General features: G+C 47.5%; 24 protein-coding genes and 1 pseudogene. 19 read left to right on the top strand and 6 right to left on the bottom strand.

Features of this window, described 5'->3' with window-relative positions; all coding sequences use genetic code 11:
* Positions 1-33: 33 nt before the first annotated feature.
* Entirely contained in the window at positions 34-960 is a 927-nt protein-coding gene (locus tag C7R94_RS26360; protein WP_106785593.1) for a DMT family transporter, read from the bottom strand.
* A 111-nt stretch (positions 961-1,071) separates the two neighbouring features.
* Between C7R94_RS26360 and C7R94_RS26355 the strand changes: the two genes are divergently transcribed.
* A complete protein-coding gene (locus tag C7R94_RS26355; RefSeq protein WP_106785592.1) occupies positions 1,072-2,499 on the top strand; it encodes an aminotransferase-like domain-containing protein in 1,428 nt (475 codons plus the stop codon).
* A gap of 203 nt (positions 2,500-2,702) precedes the next feature.
* Here C7R94_RS26355 and C7R94_RS26350 read toward each other — a convergent pair whose 3' ends face one another.
* The 3 genes from C7R94_RS26350 to C7R94_RS26340 all read right to left on the bottom strand — a co-directional run bounded on the left by C7R94_RS26350 (position 2,703) and on the right by C7R94_RS26340 (position 4,471).
* Positions 2,703-2,903, bottom strand: a complete 201-nt coding sequence (locus C7R94_RS26350) for a cold-shock protein (protein ID WP_047073426.1) — start codon at positions 2,901-2,903, stop codon at positions 2,703-2,705.
* Positions 2,904-3,118: 215 nt separating this feature from the next.
* Entirely contained in the window at positions 3,119-3,805 is a 687-nt protein-coding gene (gene rluF, locus C7R94_RS26345) for a 23S rRNA pseudouridine(2604) synthase RluF (protein ID WP_106785591.1), read from the bottom strand.
* Positions 3,806-3,823: 18 nt separating this feature from the next.
* Positions 3,824-4,471, bottom strand: a complete 648-nt coding sequence (locus C7R94_RS26340) for an MOSC domain-containing protein (RefSeq protein ID WP_106785610.1) — start codon at positions 4,469-4,471, stop codon at positions 3,824-3,826.
* Between the two features lie 145 nt (positions 4,472-4,616).
* Between C7R94_RS26340 and C7R94_RS26335 the strand changes: the two genes are divergently transcribed.
* From C7R94_RS26335 to C7R94_RS26290, 10 genes are all read left to right on the top strand, one after another.
* On the top strand, positions 4,617-6,065 hold the full coding sequence (locus C7R94_RS26335; protein ID WP_106785590.1) for a nicotinate phosphoribosyltransferase: 1,449 nt from the start codon (positions 4,617-4,619) through the stop codon (positions 6,063-6,065).
* A gap of 196 nt (positions 6,066-6,261) precedes the next feature.
* Entirely contained in the window at positions 6,262-7,521 is a 1,260-nt protein-coding gene (locus C7R94_RS26330) for a Glu/Leu/Phe/Val family dehydrogenase (protein WP_106785589.1), read from the top strand.
* 142 nt (positions 7,522-7,663) lie between these two features.
* Entirely contained in the window at positions 7,664-8,584 is a 921-nt protein-coding gene (gene metA, locus C7R94_RS26325; protein WP_106785588.1) for a homoserine O-acetyltransferase MetA, read from the top strand.
* 132 nt (positions 8,585-8,716) lie between these two features.
* Positions 8,717-9,907, top strand: coding sequence for an ROK family transcriptional regulator (locus tag C7R94_RS26320; protein WP_233220677.1), 1,191 nt, complete (start codon positions 8,717-8,719; stop codon positions 9,905-9,907).
* 87 nt (positions 9,908-9,994) lie between these two features.
* Positions 9,995-11,107 (top strand): Ig-like domain-containing protein, encoded by a 1,113-nt coding sequence (locus C7R94_RS26315; RefSeq protein WP_106785586.1) that lies wholly within the window; start codon positions 9,995-9,997, stop codon positions 11,105-11,107.
* 111 nt (positions 11,108-11,218) lie between these two features.
* Positions 11,219-12,115, top strand: a complete 897-nt coding sequence (locus C7R94_RS26310) for a LysR family transcriptional regulator (RefSeq protein ID WP_106785585.1) — start codon at positions 11,219-11,221, stop codon at positions 12,113-12,115.
* Positions 12,116-12,229: 114 nt separating this feature from the next.
* Positions 12,230-12,619 (top strand): CidA/LrgA family protein, encoded by a 390-nt coding sequence (locus tag C7R94_RS26305; protein WP_007721979.1) that lies wholly within the window; start codon positions 12,230-12,232, stop codon positions 12,617-12,619.
* Positions 12,597-13,295 (top strand): LrgB family protein, encoded by a 699-nt coding sequence (locus C7R94_RS26300; protein WP_106785584.1) that lies wholly within the window; start codon positions 12,597-12,599, stop codon positions 13,293-13,295. The genes C7R94_RS26305 and C7R94_RS26300 overlap by 23 nt, the downstream gene beginning before the upstream one ends.
* A 96-nt stretch (positions 13,296-13,391) precedes the next feature.
* Positions 13,392-13,817, top strand: a complete 426-nt coding sequence (locus tag C7R94_RS26295) for a GNAT family acetyltransferase (RefSeq protein ID WP_106785583.1) — start codon at positions 13,392-13,394, stop codon at positions 13,815-13,817.
* A 98-nt stretch (positions 13,818-13,915) separates the two neighbouring features.
* Positions 13,916-14,827 (top strand): DMT family transporter, encoded by a 912-nt coding sequence (locus C7R94_RS26290; RefSeq protein WP_199197964.1) that lies wholly within the window; start codon positions 13,916-13,918, stop codon positions 14,825-14,827.
* 159 nt (positions 14,828-14,986) lie between these two features.
* Here C7R94_RS26290 and C7R94_RS26285 read toward each other — a convergent pair whose 3' ends face one another.
* Complete coding sequence (locus tag C7R94_RS26285) at positions 14,987-15,376, bottom strand: hypothetical protein (RefSeq protein WP_106785582.1); 390 nt, start codon at positions 15,374-15,376, stop codon at positions 14,987-14,989.
* 168 nt (positions 15,377-15,544) lie between these two features.
* Between C7R94_RS26285 and C7R94_RS26280 the strand changes: the two are divergent.
* Positions 15,545-15,861 (top strand): annotated as a pseudogene (locus tag C7R94_RS26280) (GNAT family N-acetyltransferase); the annotation flags it as partial.
* Between the two features lie 506 nt (positions 15,862-16,367).
* On the top strand, positions 16,368-17,198 hold the full coding sequence (locus tag C7R94_RS26270; RefSeq protein ID WP_106785581.1) for a protein-glutamine gamma-glutamyltransferase: 831 nt from the start codon (positions 16,368-16,370) through the stop codon (positions 17,196-17,198).
* A gap of 53 nt (positions 17,199-17,251) precedes the next feature.
* On the opposite strand, the gene solA is transcribed toward C7R94_RS26270, so the two are convergent.
* Positions 17,252-18,394 (bottom strand): N-methyl-L-tryptophan oxidase, encoded by a 1,143-nt coding sequence (solA, locus tag C7R94_RS26265; RefSeq protein WP_106785580.1) that lies wholly within the window; start codon positions 18,392-18,394, stop codon positions 17,252-17,254.
* 176 nt (positions 18,395-18,570) lie between these two features.
* Between solA and C7R94_RS26260 the strand changes: the two genes are divergently transcribed.
* The 6 genes from C7R94_RS26260 to C7R94_RS26235 all read left to right on the top strand — a co-directional run bounded on the left by C7R94_RS26260 (position 18,571) and on the right by C7R94_RS26235 (position 23,719).
* A complete protein-coding gene (locus tag C7R94_RS26260; RefSeq protein WP_106785579.1) occupies positions 18,571-20,298 on the top strand; it encodes a methyl-accepting chemotaxis protein in 1,728 nt (575 codons plus the stop codon).
* A 235-nt stretch (positions 20,299-20,533) separates the two neighbouring features.
* Entirely contained in the window at positions 20,534-21,310 is a 777-nt protein-coding gene (locus tag C7R94_RS26255) for an ankyrin repeat domain-containing protein (protein ID WP_106785578.1), read from the top strand.
* A gap of 103 nt (positions 21,311-21,413) precedes the next feature.
* Positions 21,414-22,016, top strand: coding sequence for a flavin reductase family protein (locus C7R94_RS26250; RefSeq protein ID WP_106785577.1), 603 nt, complete (start codon positions 21,414-21,416; stop codon positions 22,014-22,016).
* 112 nt (positions 22,017-22,128) lie between these two features.
* A complete protein-coding gene (locus tag C7R94_RS26245; protein WP_007722000.1) occupies positions 22,129-22,371 on the top strand; it encodes a helix-turn-helix domain-containing protein in 243 nt (80 codons plus the stop codon).
* Between the two features lie 4 nt (positions 22,372-22,375).
* Positions 22,376-22,891, top strand: a complete 516-nt coding sequence (gene def, locus C7R94_RS26240) for a peptide deformylase (protein ID WP_106785576.1) — start codon at positions 22,376-22,378, stop codon at positions 22,889-22,891.
* A gap of 96 nt (positions 22,892-22,987) precedes the next feature.
* Positions 22,988-23,719: a ZIP family metal transporter gene (locus C7R94_RS26235; RefSeq protein WP_047073459.1), complete on the top strand. Its 732-nt coding sequence runs from the start codon at positions 22,988-22,990 to the stop codon at positions 23,717-23,719.
* Positions 23,720-23,747 lie beyond the last annotated feature (28 nt).

The raw sequence follows: 23,747 nt of genomic DNA, 5'->3' as shown, positions 1-23,747 counted from the left end.
GCCAGTTTGGCTTGTGGTACTCCTCTTCTATCTCTAATTGCTTATGTCACTCAACTTGTTTGCCTTTTTACCCATCAACTGCTTCAAGCCATCCATGTTAATCAGGATAATCCCGACAATAATCGTGATTCCCCCTACGAACGACAGGAGGTAAAGCGGCTCATTGTACAGGGTGACGCCCAAGCTTAAGGCGATCAACGGAGAGATATAGAGCCACGTGGATGGAAACACAGGGTTGGTCTTGGCAACGAGCCAATAGAAAATGGTGTGCCCCATCATGGAACCAACGAAGACCAAGTACAGGAGCGAGAGGATCGCATTTGCCGTGAGCATCGATTCGATATGAACTTGCTCCGTAAATAACGATAAGACAAGCAGCATGGCTCCTCCGTACATCATCTGTGCTGCATTCAATGCGATGGGTGAGGTGTCTTGAAACCGTTGAATGACGCTACGGGAGTAAACAGCACCAGCAGAATAAAAGATTTGCCCGAATAAAACCACTATGCACCCAGCGAGCCAAAGGAAGCTGAATGAGATGGTTGTCGCACCGGGTAAAATCAGCAAGACAACACCGACAAGTCCAACGAGACTACCAGCCCACGATATGGCAGAGAGCTTTTGTCGTGAAATACCTCTCTGAAGCAGCATGACCATAAGCGGTGCTGTTGCCGATAAAATCGCAGCGATTCCTGAGCTGATATGCTGCTCCGCCCAATACAAGGTGGCAAATGTCCCAAACGTTAAACCGATTCCGGTAAAAAACATCTCTCTATGGAGCAGCAGCGAGAGACGCGCCTGTTTTTTCCAGAGCATAAATGAAAACAAAATCACACCTGCCAAGAAGAAGCGAATACCAGCAGAGAAAAACGGCGGCGCCCCCGCATCGATCCCGACTTTGATTGCCAAAAATGTCGTTCCGAATATCAAGCACATGACCACATAATTAAGCAGTACCATTATGATTCCTCCCTTTTCCTCATCATAAAGGGAAGGAAACAGAACAGATGAAATGGAATAGAACAGATGTGAGGGTCAGTGATTTATTATGGGGGAAAAGGGGGAGCTTGCATGAAAAGGGAGGCTCTTTCAAACAGTCATTCTGATAAGCTTTTCGAACAAGTGTATGACTATCTTCTGGACCGAATCAGACGCGAAGAGTGGAGAGCACATGAGAAGCTTCCTTCTGTTCGAACGTTGGCGTTGGAATTGAATGTGCATCGCCTGACGGTTTTTAAAGCATTTCAAATATTAAAGCAAAACAGCCATGTGTATGTGAAGGATAAGTCGGGGTATTATGTACTACCGAGCAGCCTGTTGCCAGTGGAGTCGATGGATGATCCAATCGTTTCTGCCTATGTGCACAAGAGTCATCTTTCGGAAATCCATCAGGTGCAAGCGACCTATCAATTTTCCAAAGCATTGATTGAACCGAATTTATTGCCAAATCATTACTTCTCCGAGTACGTGAAGAAAGTGTTTGATCTGTATCCAAAAGTGCTGGGTACCTATTCAACCACACAAGGAGATCAGGAGCTGCGGGAAGCGCTGTGCAGCTATTATGTCAGCCGTTATCATTTCCACCTGTCACCCGATGAGCTGATGATCACATCAGGTTCACAGGAAGCGATTGATCTGGTTGCCAGAGTCCTTGTAAAGCCGCGTGATGTCGTGTTGCTGGAGAGACCCACTTACAGTCCTGCCATCGATGTATTCAGAAGACAGGGAGCCAAAATGATTCCCATCGAGATCAAGCCGCATGGGTATGATTTGGAGCAGATTGAGCTGTTGATGCAAAAAGAAAAGCCCCGCCTGTTTTATCTCAATCCGACCTTTCACAATCCAACCGGCTACACGGTTCCAGCTGAACAACGGAAACGATTGGTGGAGCTGGCTGCGGAGTATCAGTGTCTTATCGTGGAGGATGATCCGTGCCGTGATATTTACTTCGGCGATGAGCCTCCACTGCCGTTTTTTTCTTACGACACAGCGGGCTATGTCATCTATCTGCGCAGCTTTAGCAAGTACATCGCGCCAGGGCTTAGTATTGCCACTGTGGCATGCCGTCCAGCTCTCATGAGATATTTGATCCAAGCAAAATCACTGTCAGACAGCGGAGCGCCCCTGTTGAATCAAAAGATTTTTTTGCATTATTTCTTCTCCGAACGGATGCAGCAGCATTTGGCGAAGCTGCGGATTGCACTGGCCATTCGCCGGGATATCATGGAGGAAGAGCTGTCTGTGACCGACTGGGAGTGGTCCAGCCCGCCAGGAGGCTTTAATTTATGGGTAAAGCTGCCTGACTCCGTCCCGATGGAAATTCTTTTGGGGAAGTGCATAGAGCAATCCATTACGTTTGTGCCCGGTGCGATCTGTGACCCGCTGCGGGAGTTAAGCTCTTGGATACGCATCAGTTATTCCTATTTGAATGAACAACAGCTGCGTGACGGTTTGCAAAGGCTCGTCAGCACGGTTCGCCAGTTGAATAGGGAGGAATAAAGGAAGGGCTGGGTCGAATCATCCGTATTTGAAAATATAAAAATTTTAGGAAGCGCTATGTACTGTGTTATACTGAGCCTACCTTTTACTGTTCTGTAGCATTCCCTACTCCATTTACGTGAGTAGGGTTTTTCATTTGTGTTTCAGACAACCCAAAAAAACAGACCCCCTCACAGGAGTCTGTTTTTTGGTGTATGGCTAAATTAAACTTTTTGAACGTTAGTAGCTTGTGGGCCGCGTTGTCCTTGCTCTACGTCAAAAGTAACTCTTTGACCTTCGTCAAGGGATTTGAAACCTTCGCCTTGGATAGCAGAGAAGTGAACAAATACGTCTTCTTTACCTTCGCGCTCAATAAAACCAAAACCTTTTTCTGCGTTAAACCATTTTACTGTACCTTGTTCCATTGTTATTGCCTCCTAGTGTGTAACACACATATATTACTATCCTTGCTCTCAGGATCATCTAGACGAAAATTTGCTATCTACGCTATCCGTTGCTTCGAACAAAAATAATTCTCTACTAGCATAACAGGATATTGAAAGGATAGCAAATAATTCGCGAATGTTGTTGAAAGAAAATACAGAGGAGCCACTATACTAGCTTCCAGCCCGTCCCTATTTCACAAGCTTTTATTCAGATCAGTCAATTCCTTGGCCGTCAGATTGCGCCATTGACCCAATTTTAAATTACCCAGCGTAATGTTCATGATGCGTATCCGTTCAAGCTTTCGCACCTGATAACCAAAAGCTTGGCACATCCGTCTGATTTGTCGATTCAGCCCTTGCGTCAGTACGATATTGAAGACGCGGTCGCTGACTTTGGTTACTTTGCAAGGCTTTGTAGTCGTTCCGAGAATGCGTACGCCGTTTGCCATTCCGTGCAAGAAATTCGCCGTGATCGGCTTGTCTACGGTGACGATGTACTCTTTGTCATGATTGTTCTCAGCACGCAAAATTTTGTTTACGATATCCCCGTCATTGGTTAACAGGATAAGGCCTTGCGAATCTTTATCGAGACGCCCGATAGGAAAAATCCGCTCCGGGTGATTCACGAAATCGATGATGTTGCCTTTGACGTGCAGTTCAGTGGTACACGTAATTCCGACAGGCTTGTTCAAGGCGATGTAGACATCTTTCTTTTTAGCACCGAGCGGCTGTCCATCGATGCGCACGTCATCTCCTGACGCAACCGTACTTCCCAATTCCGCGAGCTGGCCATTGATCGTCACGCGCTTGGCCTCGATTAATTTATCGGCTTCTCTTCGCGAGCAAATGCCGGTTTCACTGATGAACTTATTAATTCGCATGAGACGTTCCTTTCGCTATTACTGCTGCTTTTCCAGTTTTTCAAGTAGTTTATTCCGCCAAGGCAGGGCCAATTCCTCCACCTCGAGCATACGCTGTATCGTCTCTTGGGATGGTGCCTTGTCGTGGAAGTATAAGTGATGGATCGACGCTACCGTTACTTGTTTTGGGTGTGCAGTGATGAGGGTAATCTTGGAGTCTGGCTTGATCGTCCCTTCCTGCAGGACGCGGAAGAAATAGCCCGTATAGCCCATTTCCACCACCGCTTTGAGCAGTTGGTTATTGTTGTTTCGCTTGTTGATCGTCGCGCAAGGAAATCTGCCTTGGGTCACTTGCAGGATGGTATCACCGAATTGATACACATCCCCGATGCAGACCTGCTCTTCGGTCATGCCAGCGACCGTGAGATTTTCTCCGAATGCCGCATTGGTCAGAGGTTGGCCGAATAACTTCTCCCAATGGGCATAATGTTCAAAAGGATACGCACAGACGACGCGGTCTGGGCCGCCGTGGTATTCTGGATTCGCGATATCGTCGTCATCAATTTTCTCGGAACGGACAACGAGCTCGTTTGCTTCTTCCTTCCAAATGCCGGAGAGATATTCCTTGCCGTTGTACATATTACTTTTAGGCAAACCTTTACTGATTGTAACGATTTTTCTGTTCAACTTATGCTCACTCCCAGCCTGTACGATTGCTTCTCTTTTTATCCCCATACTATACCACATTCCCTAATATCCTCCACAGCGGATGGGCACCAGCGGACGCTTCTGGTATGATGGTAGAAAGGAATACACAGGAGGCCTCAGTGACATGCAATCATTTGGTGTGGCACTACACACAGATAAATATCAAATCAACATGATGTACGCCCATTGGGTGAACGGAACACACAATCAGAAGGTCGTTTTCGAAGCATTTTTCCGCAAACTGCCTTTTGGAAACGGATACGCCGTATCTGCCGGATTGGAACGAATTGTTTCCTATATTAAAAATTTGCGTTTTGAAGAAAGCGATCTCAAGTATTTGAGTGAGCAGGAGGAGAACTACGATCCGAAGTTTTTGGAAGAGCTGCGCCAGCTTCGTTTTAAGGGCTCGCTCTACTCCGTGAAGGAAGGAACCGTGGTTTTCCCGAACGAGCCGCTGATTCGCGTAGAGGGGCGTGTCATGGAGGCACAGCTGGTTGAGACGGCTCTGTTGAACTACATGAACTACCAGACGCTGATTGCGACCAAAGCCTCGCGGATTAAAAACGTGGCGGGCAATGATGTTCTTATGGAATTCGGAACAAGAAGGGCGCAGGAGGCAGATGCTGCGCTGTGGGGGACGCGGGCAGCCTACTTGGCTGGTTTCGACGCGACCTCGAACATGCTGGCAGGGAAAATGTTTGGCATTCCGACAAAAGGGACGCATGCTCACTCATGGGTACAGAGCTTCGAGAGCGAAGAAGAGGCTTTTGAGCGGTTTGCGAAAGCACTTCCTGGACAGGTCACTCTTCTGGTTGATACCTACGATACGCTGAAAAGCGGTGTGCCGAATGCGATTAAGTTAGGGAAGCGAATGGAGAAGGAAGGCAAGAAGCTGGCTGCTGTAAGACTGGACAGTGGCGACTTGGCCTATTTGTCCATCAAAACGCGTGAAATGCTCGATAAGGCCGGACTGCCCGAAGTAAAAATTGTCGCTTCCAACGACCTCGATGAGCACACAATTATGAACCTGAAAGTGCAGGGAGCCCGTGTGGACAGCTGGGGAGTGGGAACACAGCTCATCACGGCAGCGGATCAGCCGACGCTCGGAGGCGTATACAAGCTGGTGGCGCGTGAAGGTGCGAACGGAGAATATCAGCCGACCATCAAAATTTCCGGGAATCCGGAAAAAGTCACAACGCCGGGCATCAAAGATATGTACCGATTGATTGATCCGGAAACAGGCAAAGCGATCGCTGACTACTTGTGCTTCCCGCATGAAACAGCAGTCGAAGAGGGAGCTCCTCTCCATTTGTTCCATCCGAGCCATACGTATTTGAGCAAGAACTTGGAGAACTACCAGGCTGAGTCGCTGCTCATTCCAGTATTTGTGGATGGGAAACTGGTCTATGAACTGCCGACCCTCCAAGAGATTCGCGACTACCACCGTGAGCAGCTCAAGCTGTTCTGGCCTGAATACTTGCGCATGCTGAATCCGGAGCATTACCGTCTGCACATCAGCGAAGAGATGTGGGAGACGAAAACAAAGCTGATGAAGGCGTATTTAAAAAAATAGGAGAAAAACGTCTGATGTGTCGCGATGCATCGGGCGTTTTTTATTTGCTTGCCAAAAAATAACACAATAATGTGAAAACAAAGAAAATAAATTGTCTGAATTTACTTTCATCGTATATAATTACTCCAGTCATCCTTTAGCTCTGTGCCAAGGTGATGTAGAAAACGAGTGTGAAAAGTATTGGGGAGGAAGAGAGATGCTTAATACTGTAGAGAAAGAAAACCTGAATCCATACGAAATTGTGCAGAAACAGATTGATGCTGCGGCGGCATTGTTGGGATTGCGGAGCGATGCTGTAGAAATTTTAAAGCGACCCAAACGAGTATTGGCCGTCAGCTTTCCTGTCAAGATGGATGATGGCAGCGTGCGTGTCTTTGAAGGCTATCGATCTCAGCATAATGATGCGGTAGGGCCGACCAAGGGAGGGATTCGCTTTCATCCGGATGTGACGATGGATGAAGTCAAGGCGCTCTCCATGTGGATGTCATTCAAATGTGGCGTGGTTGGTCTTCCTTATGGGGGCGGAAAAGGCGGCGTCATATGTGATCCCCACGAATTCAGCAAAAATGAGCTGGAACGAGTCAGTCGCGGTTTCATGGAAGCCATCGCTGATATTGTCGGACCTGAGACAGACATACCCGCACCCGATGTGTATACGACCCCGCAAATCATGGGCTGGATGATGGATACGTACAGTCGATTAAAAGGCACCTATTCTCCGGGAGTGATCACTGGAAAGCCGCTCTCCGTCGGCGGCTCCAAAGGAAGAAACGAAGCGACTGCCCGGGGATGTGTCTTTACCATACTAGAGGCATTAAAGGATTCTGGACGCAAGCCGGAGCAAACAACCATTGCGATTCAAGGCTTTGGCAATGCGGGAAGAATAGCAGCGAGGCTTTTGACAGAGCTGGGCTTCAAAGTCGTGGCGGTCAGTGACTCACGCGGAGGTATTTATGATGCTGCTGGCTTGGACATCAAAAAGGTCGGACAGTTAAAAGACGACGCCACTATTTTGGAGTATGTAGGTGGTACGGTCATCTCCAATGAACAGCTGTTGGAGCTGGAAGTGGATATTCTGATCCCGGCTGCGTTGGAAAATGTCATCACAGCAGCGAATGCCCACAACATTCAGGCCAAATGGATTGCAGAAGCAGCAAACGGACCTACTACCCCTGATGCTGACGCCATTTTGCGGGAAAAAGGGATTACCGTGATCCCAGATATTCTCGCGAATGCAGGTGGCGTAACCGTTTCTTATTTTGAATGGGTGCAAAACCTGATGAATTACTACTGGTCCGAGGTTGAGGTAAACGAAAAGCTGCAAACGGCCATGATTAACGCTTATCGCGCGGTGAAAGAGCTCTCTGATCAATACAAGGTGGACTTGCGCACGGGAGCTTATATGATCTCGCTTTTGCGAATTACGGAGGCGATGGAAGCGCGCGGCTGGATTTAAGGGAAGAGACCTCTTGCAACTTGCTTGCAAGGGGATTTTTTCGTTTTCCCCTGCGGGATTAGCAGGAAGGCGAGTATTTTTGTCGAATTTGTCGGATTATTGTTTTTCTACCTGTGTTCAAAGGATGGAAAGGGGGATCTTTATGCCAATCAAATTGCCTGACGAATTGCCTGCAACGGAAATACTCGCCCAAGAAAATATTTTTGTGATGAAGGATAGCCGTGCCTTCACACAGGACATACGACCGCTCAGGATCGTCATTCTCAACCTCATGCCAGTGAAGGAAACAACGGAAACACAGTTGCTCCGCCTCCTGGGGAATACGCCGCTACAGGTGGAGATCGTGCTATTGCACATGTCCAGTCATACGTCCAAAAATACGTCAGAAGAGCATTTATCAATGTTTTATAAAACGTTTGAGGAGATCCGTGATCAGCGATTTGATGGCATGATCATCACCGGAGCGCCAGTGGAACAGCTCGAGTTTACAGACGTCACGTATTGGCAGGAGCTGACAGAAATCCTCGATTGGAAAATGGAGAACGTCACTTCGACCCTGCATATTTGTTGGGGAGCACAAGCGGGCCTTTACCACCACTTTGGCGTTCCGAAGCATCCTTTGCCAGAAAAAATGTTCGGAATCTTCCCTCATACACTCAATAAGCAAAATGTGAAGCTGTTCCGCGGATTTGACAACTACTTCCACATCCCGCATTCCAGGCATACTGAAAATCGCAGGGAAGACATCGAGCAAGTGCCGGAATTGGAGATCTTGTCCGAGTCTGATGAAGCAGGGGTTTACATCGTAGCGACGAGGGATGGCAGACAAATTTTCGTGACAGGACATTCCGAGTATGATCCGACCACTCTGCAAGATGAGTACCAGCGGGATGTGAACAAAGGCTTGGACATTGCTGTTCCGCGTAATTACTATCCAAAGGACGATCCAAGCCGCGAGCCCATTGTCACTTGGCGCGCGCATGCGAATTTGATGTTTTCCAACTGGTTAAACTATTACGTTTACCAAGAGACACCGTATGATTTGAACAACAACAAGCGATAGCAACGCAGCAGCCATCCGAGGTGATTCGGATGGTTTTTGTTTGGCCCAGTTGACGTAATAAATGGCGACAGGTAGTGTGAGAATAATCGCGCAGGAATACTACCGGGAATTCAAGCAAGATGGGAGTTTTGTATGATGAAAAAAATCATGAAACAAGATCAGGACGTCACCAAGCAGCATAACAAGCAAATGATCCTCGATATTATCAAAAAGCAGAGACCGATATCGCGTGCAGAAATCGCAAAAATTACGCGGATGAGTGCCACCTCGATTGGCAGATTTGTCAGCGAGCTGTGCGAGGAAGGACTGATTCGAGAGACAGAGCTTACTTCATCAGGTGTAGGCAGGAAGGCAATTATGCTCGACATCGAGCCAGGGGCCATTTATACAATCGGCGTGGACATGGCAAAAAAGCGCATCAGCTTTGGAATCATGGACTTTAGCGAAGCGATTATTGCACAGCACCGGATGGATCATAAAACACAGGATTCTACACCGGAAGAAACGGCTGAACTGATCTGTAACGAGATCGAAGGGATGCTCAACCAGACAGGCATTCCGCTAGAAAAAGTGGTCGGGATCGGCATTGGAATGCCAGGGGTGATCAATTATGAGCGAGGGATTGTTCAGCTATCCACTACGCTGGAGTGGAAGGACGTAGCGTTCGCCAGCCTGATTGAAAAAAGGCTGAAAATCAAAACCGTTATCGACAACGATTTGAAGGTGAAAATCCTCTCGGAGTACTTGTACGGATCTGCCAAAGGGTCGAACAAGACAGCCTTGATCGGCATTGGAACGGGCATCGGTTCGGCATTGATTATCAATGGCGAAGTGTTTCGCGGGGGCTCCAATAGCGCAGGAGAGCTGGGGCATACAACGCTCGATCCGAATGGGAATCTGTGCGAATGTGGAAAGCGCGGATGCCTGCAAACATATATAGACGAAAATTCTTTGATCATGGAAGCGCGTCGGGTGAAGGATGTCAATGATGTCCGACAGGTGTTCGCGGCGGCGAGAAACGAAGAGCGCTGGGCGAAGGAAATCGTCTCCCGTACCGCATTGTACCTCGGAATCACGATTAACAATATTGTGTGCATGTACAATCCAGATACCGTGATTGTAAGCGGTGATTTGGTGGAGAATTATCGCGAAATCATTGACTTGGTCGAGGAGCATAGCGATCAAGTGATTTGGGAGCCATTCAAGGGAAAATTTCGCGTCATTCCTTCTGAATTGAAGGGGGAGGCGATCGTGATGGGAGCTGGAGCTCTGGCGATGCAGCACTTTGCTCCTTTGGCAGGGAGATGGGCGGAAGAACCATGACTTTCTTTGCCATTTTGTATTCAACAAGTACAGCTGTTTAGCCGATATAGGAAATGGTGGAAAATGAGAGAGGAGAGGGATGTGAGCATGAGAAACTGGCAAAAAGGGATGCTCGCTACGGCTGTTACTGTTGGGCTTATCTTTTCCAGTGTCGGCCAAGTACCGGCATTGGCAAATTCTGCGACGACAAGTACGCAGAAGAAGATTTCCAAGCTTGTGGTTGATACAAAGACGGTAAAATTGAAAAAAGCGGGGACACAGCAGCTAAACGTCCGCGTGCAATACACGGATAAAACAACGGAAGATGTCACACAGCAAGCGGAGTGGACTTCCTCTGACAGTGACATTGCAACCGTTGAAAAAGGCTTGGTCACAGCAATTAGTTCCGGTAAAACAAGAGTGAAAGCAAGCTTCGGGGGCAAAAGTGTGAATGTCCCTGTTGAGATCGATGTGATTTCCAAGCTCACTGCTGACCAGAAGAAACTGGCTCTCAGCGTGGGAGGCACGAAACAGGTAAACGCAACAGCAACCTTCTCGGATAAGTCTACTGCTGATGTAACGGCTCAGGCAGAGTGGGAAAGCGATGATAAGGAAATCGTAACAGTCACGAATGGATTGGTTACGGCAGTAGGCTCGGGCACAGCAAAGCTCAAAGTGAAGTACGGTGGTAAAAGCGTATCCATTCCAGTAGAGGTGGATGTCGTCTCCAAGCTGGACAGTGATAAGAAAAAGCTGTACCTGCGTCCAGACACTACCCAGTCAGTTACGCTGTTGGCTACCCTGTCTACCAAAGAAAAAGTAGATGTAACAAGCAAAGCCAAGTGGACATCTGACAATGAAAAAGTCGCCACAGTTGAAAACGGAGTTGTGAAAACCGTAGGCTTTGGCAAAACGAGAATCAAAGCAACTTACGGTGGAAAGACAATCTCGATCCCTGTAGAGTCTGCTGTCATCTCCAAGCTGGAATTTGATACGAAAAAGGTCGCACTTAAAATCGGCGAATCAAAAGATTTGAAAGTATCTGTTACCTATACTGACAAAACTAAGGTCGATATCACAACCGATGCAGACTGGATCTCCACGAACAGCTCCGTTGTGACTGTAGCGGATGGCAAGCTCACGGCTGTGAAAGAAGGTCGTGCAACGATTGCGGCGACGTACAATGGAAAAGTTGTAAAAATACAAGTAACCGTGAAGTAACTCACACTGGAGGAAAAGCCAGGGCGCGACTGCGCACCTGGCTTTTTCGCATACTCCCGCCTGTGGTAATCTGTAGCTAACGATTTTGATTGGACGAAGACGGAGGGCATCATGGATATTCGACAGCTGCATTACTTTGTGGAAGTAGTCAAACATAAAAACTTTACGAAGGCCGCGCAATCCCTCCACGTCTCTCAGCCTTCTATCAGCAAAATGATCAAGGCATTGGAAGAAGAGCTAGAGGTAGTTCTGCTGGATCGGACGGAGCGGAAAATGGATCTGACAGACGCAGGGGAAATGGTCTACAGCTATGCGACCAAAGTGTTGCAGCTGATGGAAGGCATGGCGTCGTCGATTGCAGAATTGCGAAATGTCGAGCGTGGTCGGGTCAAACTGGGCATGATGCCGACAGTGGGTTCGTTTCTCTTGCCAAATGTGATCGCCTTGTTTAAAAAGCAGTATCCAGGCATCGATATCGAGATGAAGGAATACAGCGCCAAGCTGCTTGAAATCCAAATGGAGCAAGGAAGCATCGATGTGGCATTAACCGTTCTTCCAACAGATCAGGAGAAATTTGTGGCGGTTCCCTTGCTCGCAGAGGACCTCGTCGCGATCGTTCATCGGGAGCATTGGCTCGCGGGAGTCGACGAGGTGAGCTTGGAACAGCTCAAGGACGAGGCTTTCATATTGTTTACCGAAGAGTACGCGATGCATGATGTGGTGCGCCAAGCGTGCAAGCTGTCCGGCTTTGAACCGAAAGTCGCTTACATGAGCTCTTTATGGGATTTTGTCGGAGAGATGGTGGCTACTCAACTGGGGATATCACTTATTCCACGCTCCATCGTGAGACGCTTGAACAACAGACAATTGCACACCGTCAACATTTCCTACCCGGTGATTGACTGGCAGTATGCCCTGATTTATCGAAAAGAAGGGTATTTATCGCATGCGACAATGGCTTTCATATCGTTTGTAGAGAAAATGTACGGCTATAACCAAATGGAATAGAAATGATGATTTTTATGTATTGTACGAATGGAATCGAGACGGCTTAGAATGAAGGTAACTCGTTCAAACAGTAACTTTTTGAACAACCTTTGTAGAGCAACTGGGGTGGTCTCGATGAAAAGATGGTTCTCCATCATCGCACAAGTTTTGCTTTTGTTCGGCTTCACCTGGCTTGGGAAATGGGTAAGCTCATTTTTTCACCTTCCTGTTCCCGGCAGTCTGATCGGACTCGCGCTTTTGTTCATTTGTCTATATACCGGCTTGATTCGACTACAGTGGGTGGAAGCAGGAGCGACTCTGTTATTCTCGCAGATGATCCTGTTTTTCGTACCATCGCTGGTCGGAATGATGCAATATCCATGGTTATTAGGTATAAAAGGATTGCTGGTGCTTGTTGTTGTCGTAAGCGGTTGTGCGCTTGTGATGATTTCGACAGGTGTTGTTGCTGAGCGCATGTTCAATCGTGGAGAGGTGAAACAGCATGATCCTGTGGAAAACGTCTAGCGTGCTCCTGACACTTGTTTTCTTCTATGCAGCCAAACGGTTCAACAAGAAAAGACCGTTACTGCTGTTTTCCCCGGCCATATTGGCGCCGATTGGCTTGATTCTGTTTTTGCTTTTTGCAGGCATTCCTTATCAGGTGTACAGTGAAGCGACCTCTCTCATTAGTGAGATGATGAGCGTAGTCACAGTGGCGTTTGCGATTCCGCTGTACCGAAATTGGTCGGTGTTAATGGCGCATCGCCGGATGATATTGACGAGTCTCGCTACGGGTTCCCTTATTGCCATCCTTGCAGGAGTATCTACGACGATGCTAGTCGGATTGGGAAAAGAAGCGGCGATTAGCGTCATTCCTCGCTCGATTACTCTGCCGATTGCGGTGAGCGTAACCGAGGCGATTGGCGGAATGCCTACGATGACGGCTGTATTCGGCATGCTGACCAGCTTCGCAGGCGTTTTTCTAGCTCCCAAAATCATCAAAAAGATGAAGCTCCGTCATCCTGTTTCCATCGGTTTGATGTACGGAATGGGCGCACATGCGTTGGGGATGGTAAAAGCGTTTGAGCGTGGGGAAACAGAAGGAAGCAGTGCGACTTTGGCTGTAATCGCCGGAGCGATGATCACAGTAGTGTGGGCGTTTACTTTGCTGCCGGTGATCATGTCGTGGCTGGCTGTGTGAAGGAAGGGGTTGTTAGATAGCCCCTTTTTGTATTACAATAATCGTATAAAAATAAAATTAAATGAATAAAAATACATAAGATAGTGGTGATCAAACATGAGAATTGAATCATTCTCTTTGCAACAATACGAGGATGTCATTCAGCTATGGCAACGAGCCGGATTACAGCTTTCTTGCTCGGATACACGTGAGGGATTGTGTAAAAAGCTGGAGCGAGACGCAGAGCTTTTCTTGGTGGCAATGAATGAGGAGGAAAGGATGATAGCAGCTGTAATGGGCAGCTATGACGGACGGCGAGGATGGGTGAATCATCTGGCAGTCGATCCGGATTTCCAAGGACAAGACATAGGGAGCAGGCTGATGGATGAGCTGGAAAAGCGGCTGGCGAATATCGGGTGTGAAAAGATTAACCTGTTGATCGAGCCGACCAATCATGGTGTACAAGTCTTTTACAATCAGCTTGGGTATGAGCGTGACGAACTAATTTTCATGGAGAAGTGGATTGCTTCTGGTAAAGGATAAAAATGGAAGTGTATCATGACCGCCCAAATGCTGGCGAAAGGTGTATGATAGAGGACAAATCAAAGCTTCATAACTCTTTCATCTTGGCAGGAGGCAACATGAGACCGCTATATATCGTCCTATTACTCTGTACTAGCTTCCTTTGGGGAGGAAATTTTGTTGTCGGTAAATTTCTTGTCGGGCACGCGTCTTCCTTGACGTTGACCAATTTGCGCTGGCTCATTGCTGTTGTTTGCTTGTTGCCCGTTGTTTGGATACGCGAAAAGCGGATTTTTCCCACACGAGAGGCACTTCTTCCTTTGATTGTGATGGGAGTGACTGGTGTAGCCCTCTTTAATTTATTCATGTTCTGGGCACTTGAGCGGACAGACGCGACCAATGTCGGGCTATTGTCCACGCTGAATCCAGTTTCGATCGCGATTTTTTCCTTTTTGCTGATGGGCGATAAAATTCGACCGTTGCAGATTGTCGCGATGCTGATCTCGTTTACAGGCGTGCTTGTGGTGATGACCAAAGGAGACTTCGTACACTTGTCCCAGTTGCATTTCAACACGGGCGATTTGTGGATGCTCGCCGCTGTCGCCATGTGGGGGATTTACTCCGTATGCGCGCGGTGGGCGATGAAGACGGTCTCGCCGATGATGTCCACACTGTACTCGGGGATTTTCGGTGTTGCGCTGATGCTGCCCTTTAATGCCACCACATTTACGATCAGCAACACAGACTGGACGTTCTGGCTGTCGCTGTTCTACGTTGGTGTAATGGCGACTGTCGTCAGCATGGTGTTGTGGAATATCGGTGTACAAAAGGTTGGCGCAACCTCAGCAGGTATGTTCCTCAATTTCAATCCTATTTTTACCGCCATTCTCGCATTTCTTTTGCTCGGAGAGCGTATGACCATCATCCAATTACTCGGAAGTATAATCGTCATTGTCGGATGCTATATGTTCTCACGCTTAAAGCACGTCTCGACCCCGACACCACATACAGTCAAACAAGCACAAGGCTAAAACGGAAATCCCTCGTCTGCTCAAACAGGCGGGGGATTTTTTGGTAAATAGGCATTTATAAAAAATAAATTTACCAGAGTGCAAATTAGGCACTTTGCAAATTGCTAAACCCCGCCATAAGCTCTATCAGAGTCGAGGTGGGGTTTAACGGTTTAACTTCTATGGTTCCTCATTTGCAAACATCTCCAACGTAGCGATAAGAATGTCTTTCTTTTCAATATAGTAGTCTGCATATGGAGACGTTATTAGATTCATACCTTCAATCATTGTACAAAAATCCAAAACAGGTATAGGGCGTCCGATTCCTAGGGCAGCACCTACTGTCGATAGTAATGCCAGTAAACGAACCGGGTTCCATTCCCATTCCAAGAGTTGAAGAAGTTGGATGGCACTAGAAGCTCTTTTCGTTTGCTCGAGCGTATATACTTCGGGGAATCGCCCATCCGTCTTGTAGGCATGAAAAAACTCGTTGTAGTAAGCTTCTGCTGCGAAATCGATATCTCGGTACATTTCTCCAAAATCCGTGTAAGGTTGACTTTCATTCTTCATTACTACCCACACCAACCTTTCTTATAGGATGAAGTCATTGTATCAGAAAAAAATTTGATAGTAATAGAGTAAAAACGAACCTCAACCCTCACAATTATGTGAGCGGAGAGGTTTGTTTCAGATTTTACGAAATGAGAATATTCACTCGGGAGAGTAAGTAGACATCCTAATCAAGTTGTGGGTCGAATTGTTTTGAAAAGAAATTGGAACAAATATGCCTATGTGGAAGATATTAAAGTTGATAAGCAATATAGAGGATACGGTGTCGGAAAAAACTAATCGAACAGGCTAAACGCTGGATGAAGGATGGCGGTATGACGGGAATCATGCTGGAGACACAAAATAATAATGTCCGCGCATGTAATTTCTAAGAAAGTTGTGGTTTTGTCATCGGAGGTTTCGATTCCTACGTCTACAGAGGTCTAGATAAAGATAGTGATGAGATAGCCATTTATTGGTATCTCATGCTTGACAGCGCAAAATAAGCAGCCGCAGTCTAAGACTTTATTTTTTAAGTCATAGTCAGCGGCTTTTTAAATTTGGGTACGAGTCTATATCTTATTTTGTACGACTGAAGATTCTTCCTGAAATAACTTGCGCCATATCAAGGTTCCCGCCTATTACTTTATTTTCAATGAACACAACATGGAAGTTTTAGAAGGTACCGATCAACGCCCAAGGCTAGTGAGAAGAAAAAGCACAGGGCTCGCAGACCTTGACAAAGCCTACCCAGTCGGAGCTACAAAAAGGGGTCCACGCTTGTCGAACACTTCTCCCTCGAGAAACTTCCGCCCGTAGGGTGGCTTTGGCTCGATGGTCCCCTTTTTGTAGTGGAGACGTCCAGTGAATCCCCTGCCGGCGTGTCAGAGTCGAAGAGAACTGTGCTTTTTCTTCTCCACCACTATGTTGACTCATGGCTTTTTAGTCGATCACGTGGACATGGGCATTCGCATACAAATAAGAAGGACAGTGTGTGAAGGGGAGGTTGTATATGATCGTCATAGCGGGGAGACCAGCTAATCCCGCCTCGTTGGCAACGGAATGGGGATTAAATCCGGTACAGCGTGAAACAGTAGCGATTCTGGTACGAAGTGATGAAGTATTTGAATATCCGACTCCTGAACTCCTGCAATTTGAACTGAAGATGCGTGATCATCTGGTGAGGTCTGCCTTGGCTCTGCACGAAAGCGGCCTGGCCTTTTCTACTTTTGAAGAATCCCGTGCCAATCCAGCTTACTGGATACGAACAGACCAGGGCGGATTTCGCTTGCGACCCGGAGTGCTGCCATCCAGCGGGATTATCAATATTTTTCTTGAGGGCCAAAAATACGCCACGGAGTGTGCTACGGCGATGGTCATTATTATTTATCATGCAGTCCTACAGTCCATTCGTTTACCGGATTTTGAGAGAATGTTTGCAGACATCTTGCTATATGACTGGCGGTACGATCAGGATCTGGACTTGCAAACATTAAGAACAAATACCTTCTTGCCTGGTGATGTGATTTATTTTGCAAATCCTGATTACGATCGCACGACACCGCAGTGGCAAGGGGAAAATGCGGTAGTGCTCGGCAGTGGCTTGTATTACGGGCATGGTGCGGGGATCAAGCGAGCGAATGAGATGGTAGCGTTTTTGAATGAACAACGAAGAGAGGGAGCAATGAGGTCTGCCTATCTGGTCAATCAGGCGACTCGGCCTGGTTTCGCCTACCTGTTCCCCTATGACAACGGTCGTTCTATCATGCGAGTCTCCGGCAATCCGTTACAAGCGAGCAGTCGAATTACAGCGCAGATCGGTTCTTTGTCTTGGGAATGGTAATACGAACAAAAGCCTCCTGCCATAAATGCGGCGAGAGGCTTTTTGAACAACCTCTATGATGGACAGGAGAATCGCTTCCAAGAAAACATAGACAGGTCAAGGGTAGATGATCCTTCTATCAGCAGTTGGCTGGTCGCTTCCCCGATCGCACTGGCGAATTTAAAACCGTGTCCGGAAAAGCCAGCTGCCAATACAAGCTGTGGAAGTTGAGGATGACGGTCAATGACGAAATGCTCATCCGGTGTCATGGTGTAGATGCATACCTTGCCTTGTCGCAATGGTCCGGCTGCCCCAGGCATATACGCTTCCAAAAAAGAACGAACACAGCCTTCGTCTGACAAATAGGTGCCAAAGGTACGCTCTAGTTTATCGGGATCGATAGCTTGCCCACCGTCATGGCGCCCGATTTTTACACCACTGCCATCAAAGCTGGGAAATCCGTAGAACATGGAGTCATGAAGGCGAAAGATGAAAGCGGGAAAGCCATCCGCACTATACTGGCTCTCATCTGCACCAAACCAGGCGACCGTTTTGCGTGTAGGCGTGAGCGGGATAGACAAGCCCAACGAGTCAAGGAGAGAACCATTCCAAGCACCAGCGGATAGAAGGACTTTATCGGCATGGTAGCTGGCAGAATCCGTATGCACGATGAACCCGTTTCCTGCTGGCTCCAACTGCGTGACCGGCGTGTTCGTCAACAGTGTAGCTCCGGAGGCGAGGGCGAGCTCTCGATAGGCACGAATGCCGTTTTCGGAATAAAGCACACCTGAAGTAGGCTCCAGGCACCCGTAGTAATCAGCAGGTAGATTGATTCCTGGCCAGCGTTGCATGACCTCATCGGCACGGAGTACCTCCAAGGGCAGGGAGTACTGCTCAGCGCTCTCCCGAATTTCATTCAGGAAAGGACAATTCAAGGGTCCAGCGTTCAACACACCCGTTTTGGCGAAGATCGGTATGCCGGATGCTTGTTCCAATTCTGACCACAACTGTTGCGCCCGCAACGCAAGCGGGACGTACTGCTTTCCTTCTCCGTATGCATGGCGAATGATACGGGTATCCCCATGATGGCTGCCCATCGTGTGCGGGGGATCAAAGGCATCGATCATGAGTGTACGCACGCCGCGCTGTGCCAGATAGTAGCCAGCTGCCATTCCCATCGATCCTGCTCCAACAATAATGACGTCGTAGTTTTGCATCATCAGTCCTCCATTCCGCTTATTTTCATCTATCTTACAGGAGTTTTCTGAATTGTGGATTTTAATTTTTTGTGTAAAGAACCATTTTTTTGTGTGCAATAAGGTTTATTCCATCAGTTGGTAGGGAAAAGGAGATTACGCTATCATCATACGTCAAGAAAAGTGGTGTTTACGAAATGAAATGGACGATCGGAAAAAAATTGGGTAGTGCGTACGCGCTGATCCTGGTCATCATGCTGTTTATGGGGATCACGACCATTATCAAGATGGAACAGATGAATCAGAAGATGGTGGAAATGAATACGAATTGGCGCCCAGGTCTGGAAGATATTTTGAAGATCAACATGACGCTGGAAACCGTTTACGGACTTACGCAAACCATGCTTACGACAGAGAACATGGATGACAAGAACAAGTACGCAAAGCAAGTCGATGACCAATTTGCCTATATGGACGGCTTATTGGCAAGCTATGAAAAAACGATTTTCAGTGAAGAGGACCGTAACAATTATGAAGGATTGAAGCAGGCGCTGCAAAAATACGAGGATTTCAGTCCGCAATACGTGGCAATCGCCAAAAAGGTCGACATCAGAAGACCGGCTACCGATGCAGACATGGCAGAGCTGGAGCGCATCAAGAAAAAAGCCAGTGAATTGTTTCTAGAACGCAAGAAATATTTGGATGCCATGATGACGAATAACAGTGAGGGAGCAGAACGCGCTGGCGCAGAAAGTGCTGAACTGTATGAGTCAGTCAAGCGGGACCTGAATATTATCTTGGTTATCTCTATTATTGCGTGTGTGGCGCTAGCTGTCGTACTGACGTCAAGCATCCGTCGACCGATCTTGCGTTTGATGGAAGAGATGAAGAAAGTGGCTGATGGTGATTTGCGTGTGGAGCCATTGGTTGTCAAAAGCCGTGACGAGATTTTGGATCTGGCGAATTCGTTTAATGATATGACTAGCAGTTTAACTACAGTCATTCGTCAGGTAGGCGGAACTTCCGAGCAGGTAGCCGCATCTGCTGAGCAATTGATGGCAAGTGCCGATCAGACGAGCAGGGCTACCGAACAGATTGCTGTTACTGTTCAAGAAGTGGCAGCAGGCGTTGATCGCCAGGTAGCGAGTGTAGACAATGGGGCGAAATCCATTGATGATATGTCACGAGGAATTCGTCAAATCGCAAATAACGCACAGCAAACATCCAATATGGTGAGCGAAGTCGCCAACATGGCAGGAGAAGGGAACCAGTCGATTCAGGCAGCGGTTCAACAAATGAATGCGATCCACGCTTCCATGCGTGAGCTCTCATCCGTGATAGACGGTCTGGGTAACCATTCTCAAGCAATCGGAGAGATCATTGAGGTTATTACAGGCATTGCGGATCAGACCAATCTGCTGGCCCTCAATGCAGCGATTGAAGCAGCGCGCGCAGGAGAGCAAGGCCGTGGATTCGCGGTGGTAGCAGATGAAGTACGGAAGCTGGCAGAGCAATCTGCTCAGTCCGCCCAAAAAATTGCGCAGTTGATCAGCACGATTCAGACAGATACAAAAGTCGCGGTCGAATCAATGGAAACAGGCACCCGGGAAGTACAAGAAGGAATTCGTGTCGTTCATCGTGCGGGTGAGACTTTCGGTCAAATTCAGAGCTCGATTGGCACAGTAGCCGGCCAGATTCACGACGTTTCTGCATCTGCCCAGGAAGTGTCCGCCCATTCCGAACAGGTCGTACAAGCGATGGAGCTAGTCAGCGAAGTTTCTGACTTGACTGCTGATGGCACGCAAAACGTTTCCGCTGCTACACAGCAGCAGCTCGCTTCTATGGAGGAAATCGCTTCGTCAGCAACAGCTCTTTCCAATATGGCAGAAGAGCTGCAGTACATGATTCGCCGATTTAAGGTGTAGGTATATACCGTGCAAACGAACGCAAAAACGCCAACGTGATTTGGCGTTTTTTCTTTTCATGGCATTTTTTTAGAAAAAGTTAATCTTTAGGAAATAGTTCATTAAGAACAGGTTTAGTAGGAGTTTATCTCTACGGACTACGATGGATTCAGAGGTTTAACAGGCAATCTAAGCTCGGTACGCAACCGGGCTTAGGCCTATATCTTAATGACATAGCCAGGAGGAAGGTGCCAAAATGTACAAACTCATTCTCACTGCACTCCCATTCGGAATGTTGTTGACTGGCTGCGTAGAGGAACCGTCCACAACAGCTCCGGCTGTAACAACCGCACAGGAGCAACAACAACAACCAGTAACACCGCAGCAACAGTCTCAACCAGTAAAAAAACCAACTCTATCTCCAGAAGCAGTGAAAGAATGGAACAAAAAACTGCTCTCTGCCGCAGCCGAGGGCAAAACTGATGAAGTCAAGGCTAGCTTGGCAGCAGGGGCTGAGATAAACACACAGGATGACCGTGGAAGAACAGCGGCAATGGCGGCAACACACGGCAACCATGTGGAAACAGTGAAAGTCCTTATTGAAGCAGGAGCTGACATCAATATTCAGGACGACCGGCAAGATAATCCGTTCTTATACGCGGGAGCAGAGGGATACCTAGAAATCTTGAAGCTGGTTATCGATGCAGGTCCAGATACGAAGATTTACAACCGCTTCGGAGGAACACCTTTAATTCCAGCGGCGGAACATGGGTATGTGGAAGTAGCAAAGGAACTTCTTACCCGGACGGATGTAGACGTCAACCATGTGAACAATCCGGGCTGGACGGCGTTGATGGAAGCAATCGTATTGAACGATGGTGGGAAAAAACAGCAAGAGATGATCCAACTGTTAATCGACCACGGTGCCGATGTGAACATCCCGGATCGCGAAGGAAAAACACCTCTATATCGTGCAAAAGAACAAGGTTATCACGAGATCGTCCAAATCCTGCAAAAAGCAGGAGCACGCTAATATGCGGAGGTAAGTGCACATTCACACTTCGAGCGCGATGGAAATAATCCTCGACTAGAATAAGTCGTAGCAAGAGTGATTCTAGTCAAAGGAGGCTATGTTCATGACAAGCCATACTACCATCCAGCCGAAGATTTTGTATTACGGAACTCCCGTCGTTCTGTTGACGACTGAAAATGAAGATGGAACAACGAATATCAGTCCCATTTCATCGTCATGGGCACTGGGGAATTATGTGATTCTGGGACTCGGGTTTGGCTCGCATGGATTGGAAAATTTGCGTCAGCGGCCCGAGTGCGTTATCAATTTGCCGGATGCTTCCATGTGGCAGCAAGTAGAAGCACTGGCTCCGCTAACAGGCCGCAATCCCGTACCCGACTATAAAAAGGAGCTGGGCTTCCGCTATGAAGCAGATAAGTTTCAGGCAGCCAATTTGACTCCTGTTGACTCTGCTATCGTTCGTCCAAAGCGAGTAGGAGAATGCCCGCTTCAACTCGAAGCAGTCGTCCGCACAATCCGTTTTCCGGAATATGCCGACATGTTTGCGATTTTGGAGACAGAAGTGCGTCACGTCCATGCAGCCAAAGAGATTGTCCAAAGTGCTCATCATGTAAACCCTCAAGCATGGAATCCGCTGATCTACAACTTCCGTCATTATTTTGGTCTGAGTGATCAGTTAGGCAAAACATATCGATCGGAAACGTAAAACGTTAAAAACGCCAAGTTTTTGGCGTTTTTGTATTTCGGCCTGTAAAATATGGTATATTAGGTGTTGCCTAATAAAATTAGTTAATACCAAAAGCTTGAGGGGTGAAAAGATGCTTGTCTGGATGTTGCGAAAAGTAATGGCAGAAAGAGGAGTTTGGACGGGAGCCGCTTTAGCAAGGCTGTTAAAAGAGAAAGCAAATTACAGCCTGTCTCCAGCCTCCATCAGTGCTTTACTAACCAGTCAGCCCAAACAAATGAAAGCCGAGACACTTGATGCACTCTGTACAGCTCTGGAGTGTACACCAAATGACTTGTGGGCATATACACCGCCTAATAGAGTGAAGGGAGCCTAAAAATATGGCAGTGAAACAAATTTTGCCTTTTGGAGACCCGATTTTGCGCAAAGTAGCCAAGCCAGTGGATGAGCTGAATGCGAAAACGTTCAAGCTACTGGATGAGATGGCTGAAACCTTATATGCCAAGGATGGCCGTGCTGGCCTTGCCGCACCTCAAGTAGGCATTCTTCGCAGAGTGGTTGTCATGGATTGCGGAGATGGATTAATTGAGCTCATTAATCCGGAAATCATAGAAAGGAGTGGCGAACAAATCGGAATGGAAGCATGCTTATCTTTTCCGGGTTACTATGGCAATGTAAAGAGAGCCGAGCATGTAAAGGTAAAGACGTTGAACAGACAAGGCGAGGAAATGATCCTTGCGGGGGACGGATTCCTTGCTGTTTGTATGCAGCATGAAATCGATCATTTAGACGGAATCTTATTTGTGGATCATGTTCAGGAGAAATGGCTGTATCATGAAAAAACAAAGCAAAAAGTCGATTTGCTGGATGTGATCCGCTTAACAAAAAAGGCCTAACAAAAAGGCGTACTGTTTCCATAAGGGAAATATGATAGTAGAAGGCCGTTTGTTCCAGATATCTGAAGAGCGGCATTATTACGTGGAGGAACATACATGGAACAACTACTGATAGGTAGCTTTCTTTCAGCCATGGCTACTGGTGTGGGCGCCTTGCCTATCCTTTTTTTCAAGTCGGTATCACATCGATGGCGGGATATATTGCTGGCGTTTACGGCTGGAATTATGGTGGCTGCCTCGACCTTCAGTCTGATTCCACAGGCACTTCAGAGCGCGCCATTTATTATTGTTTGCTTGGGAGTGCTTACCGGAACATTGCTGCTTACGGTGTTGGAAAGCATCGTCCCGCATATCGATCTGGAGCATACGAGAATCAACATTTCGATGGATTCGCAATCGCTGCTTATCTTGTCCGCGATTACCTTGCACAATATCCCAGAGGGCTTGTCTGTTGGCGTGAGCTATTCCAGTGAACAGTCTGGCTTGGGTGGCCTGATTTCTTTTGCAATCGGTTTGCAGAATGCACCAGAAGGCTTCCTGGTCGCTCTCTTCCTGATCAATCAGAAGGTCAGTCGCTTCAAGGCGTTTCTATTGGCAACGATGACCGGAGCAGTCGAAATCGTCTCTGGAATCTGTGGCTATTATCTAACCTCTGTGGTTCACGGGCTGGTGCCATATGGGCTTTCCTTTGCCGCTGGCGCGATGTTGTTCATCGTTTACAAGGAGCTCATCCCCGAAAGCCATGGAGATGGTCATGCTCGTTCCGCGACTTTTTCGTTTATCCTAGGACTTTTGGTCATGATTGGACTCGTTCAGTCATTCGGATGATCGGTTTTTTTCAAAAAGCCTCACAAGT

It is taken from the genome of Brevibacillus sp. NRRL NRS-603, from assembly GCF_003013445.1.
Classification (GTDB): Bacteria; Bacillota; Bacilli; order Brevibacillales; family Brevibacillaceae; genus Brevibacillus; species Brevibacillus formosus.
Note: the sequence above shows the minus strand (reverse complement) of the source record. Positions and strands in the feature narration are given on the sequence as shown.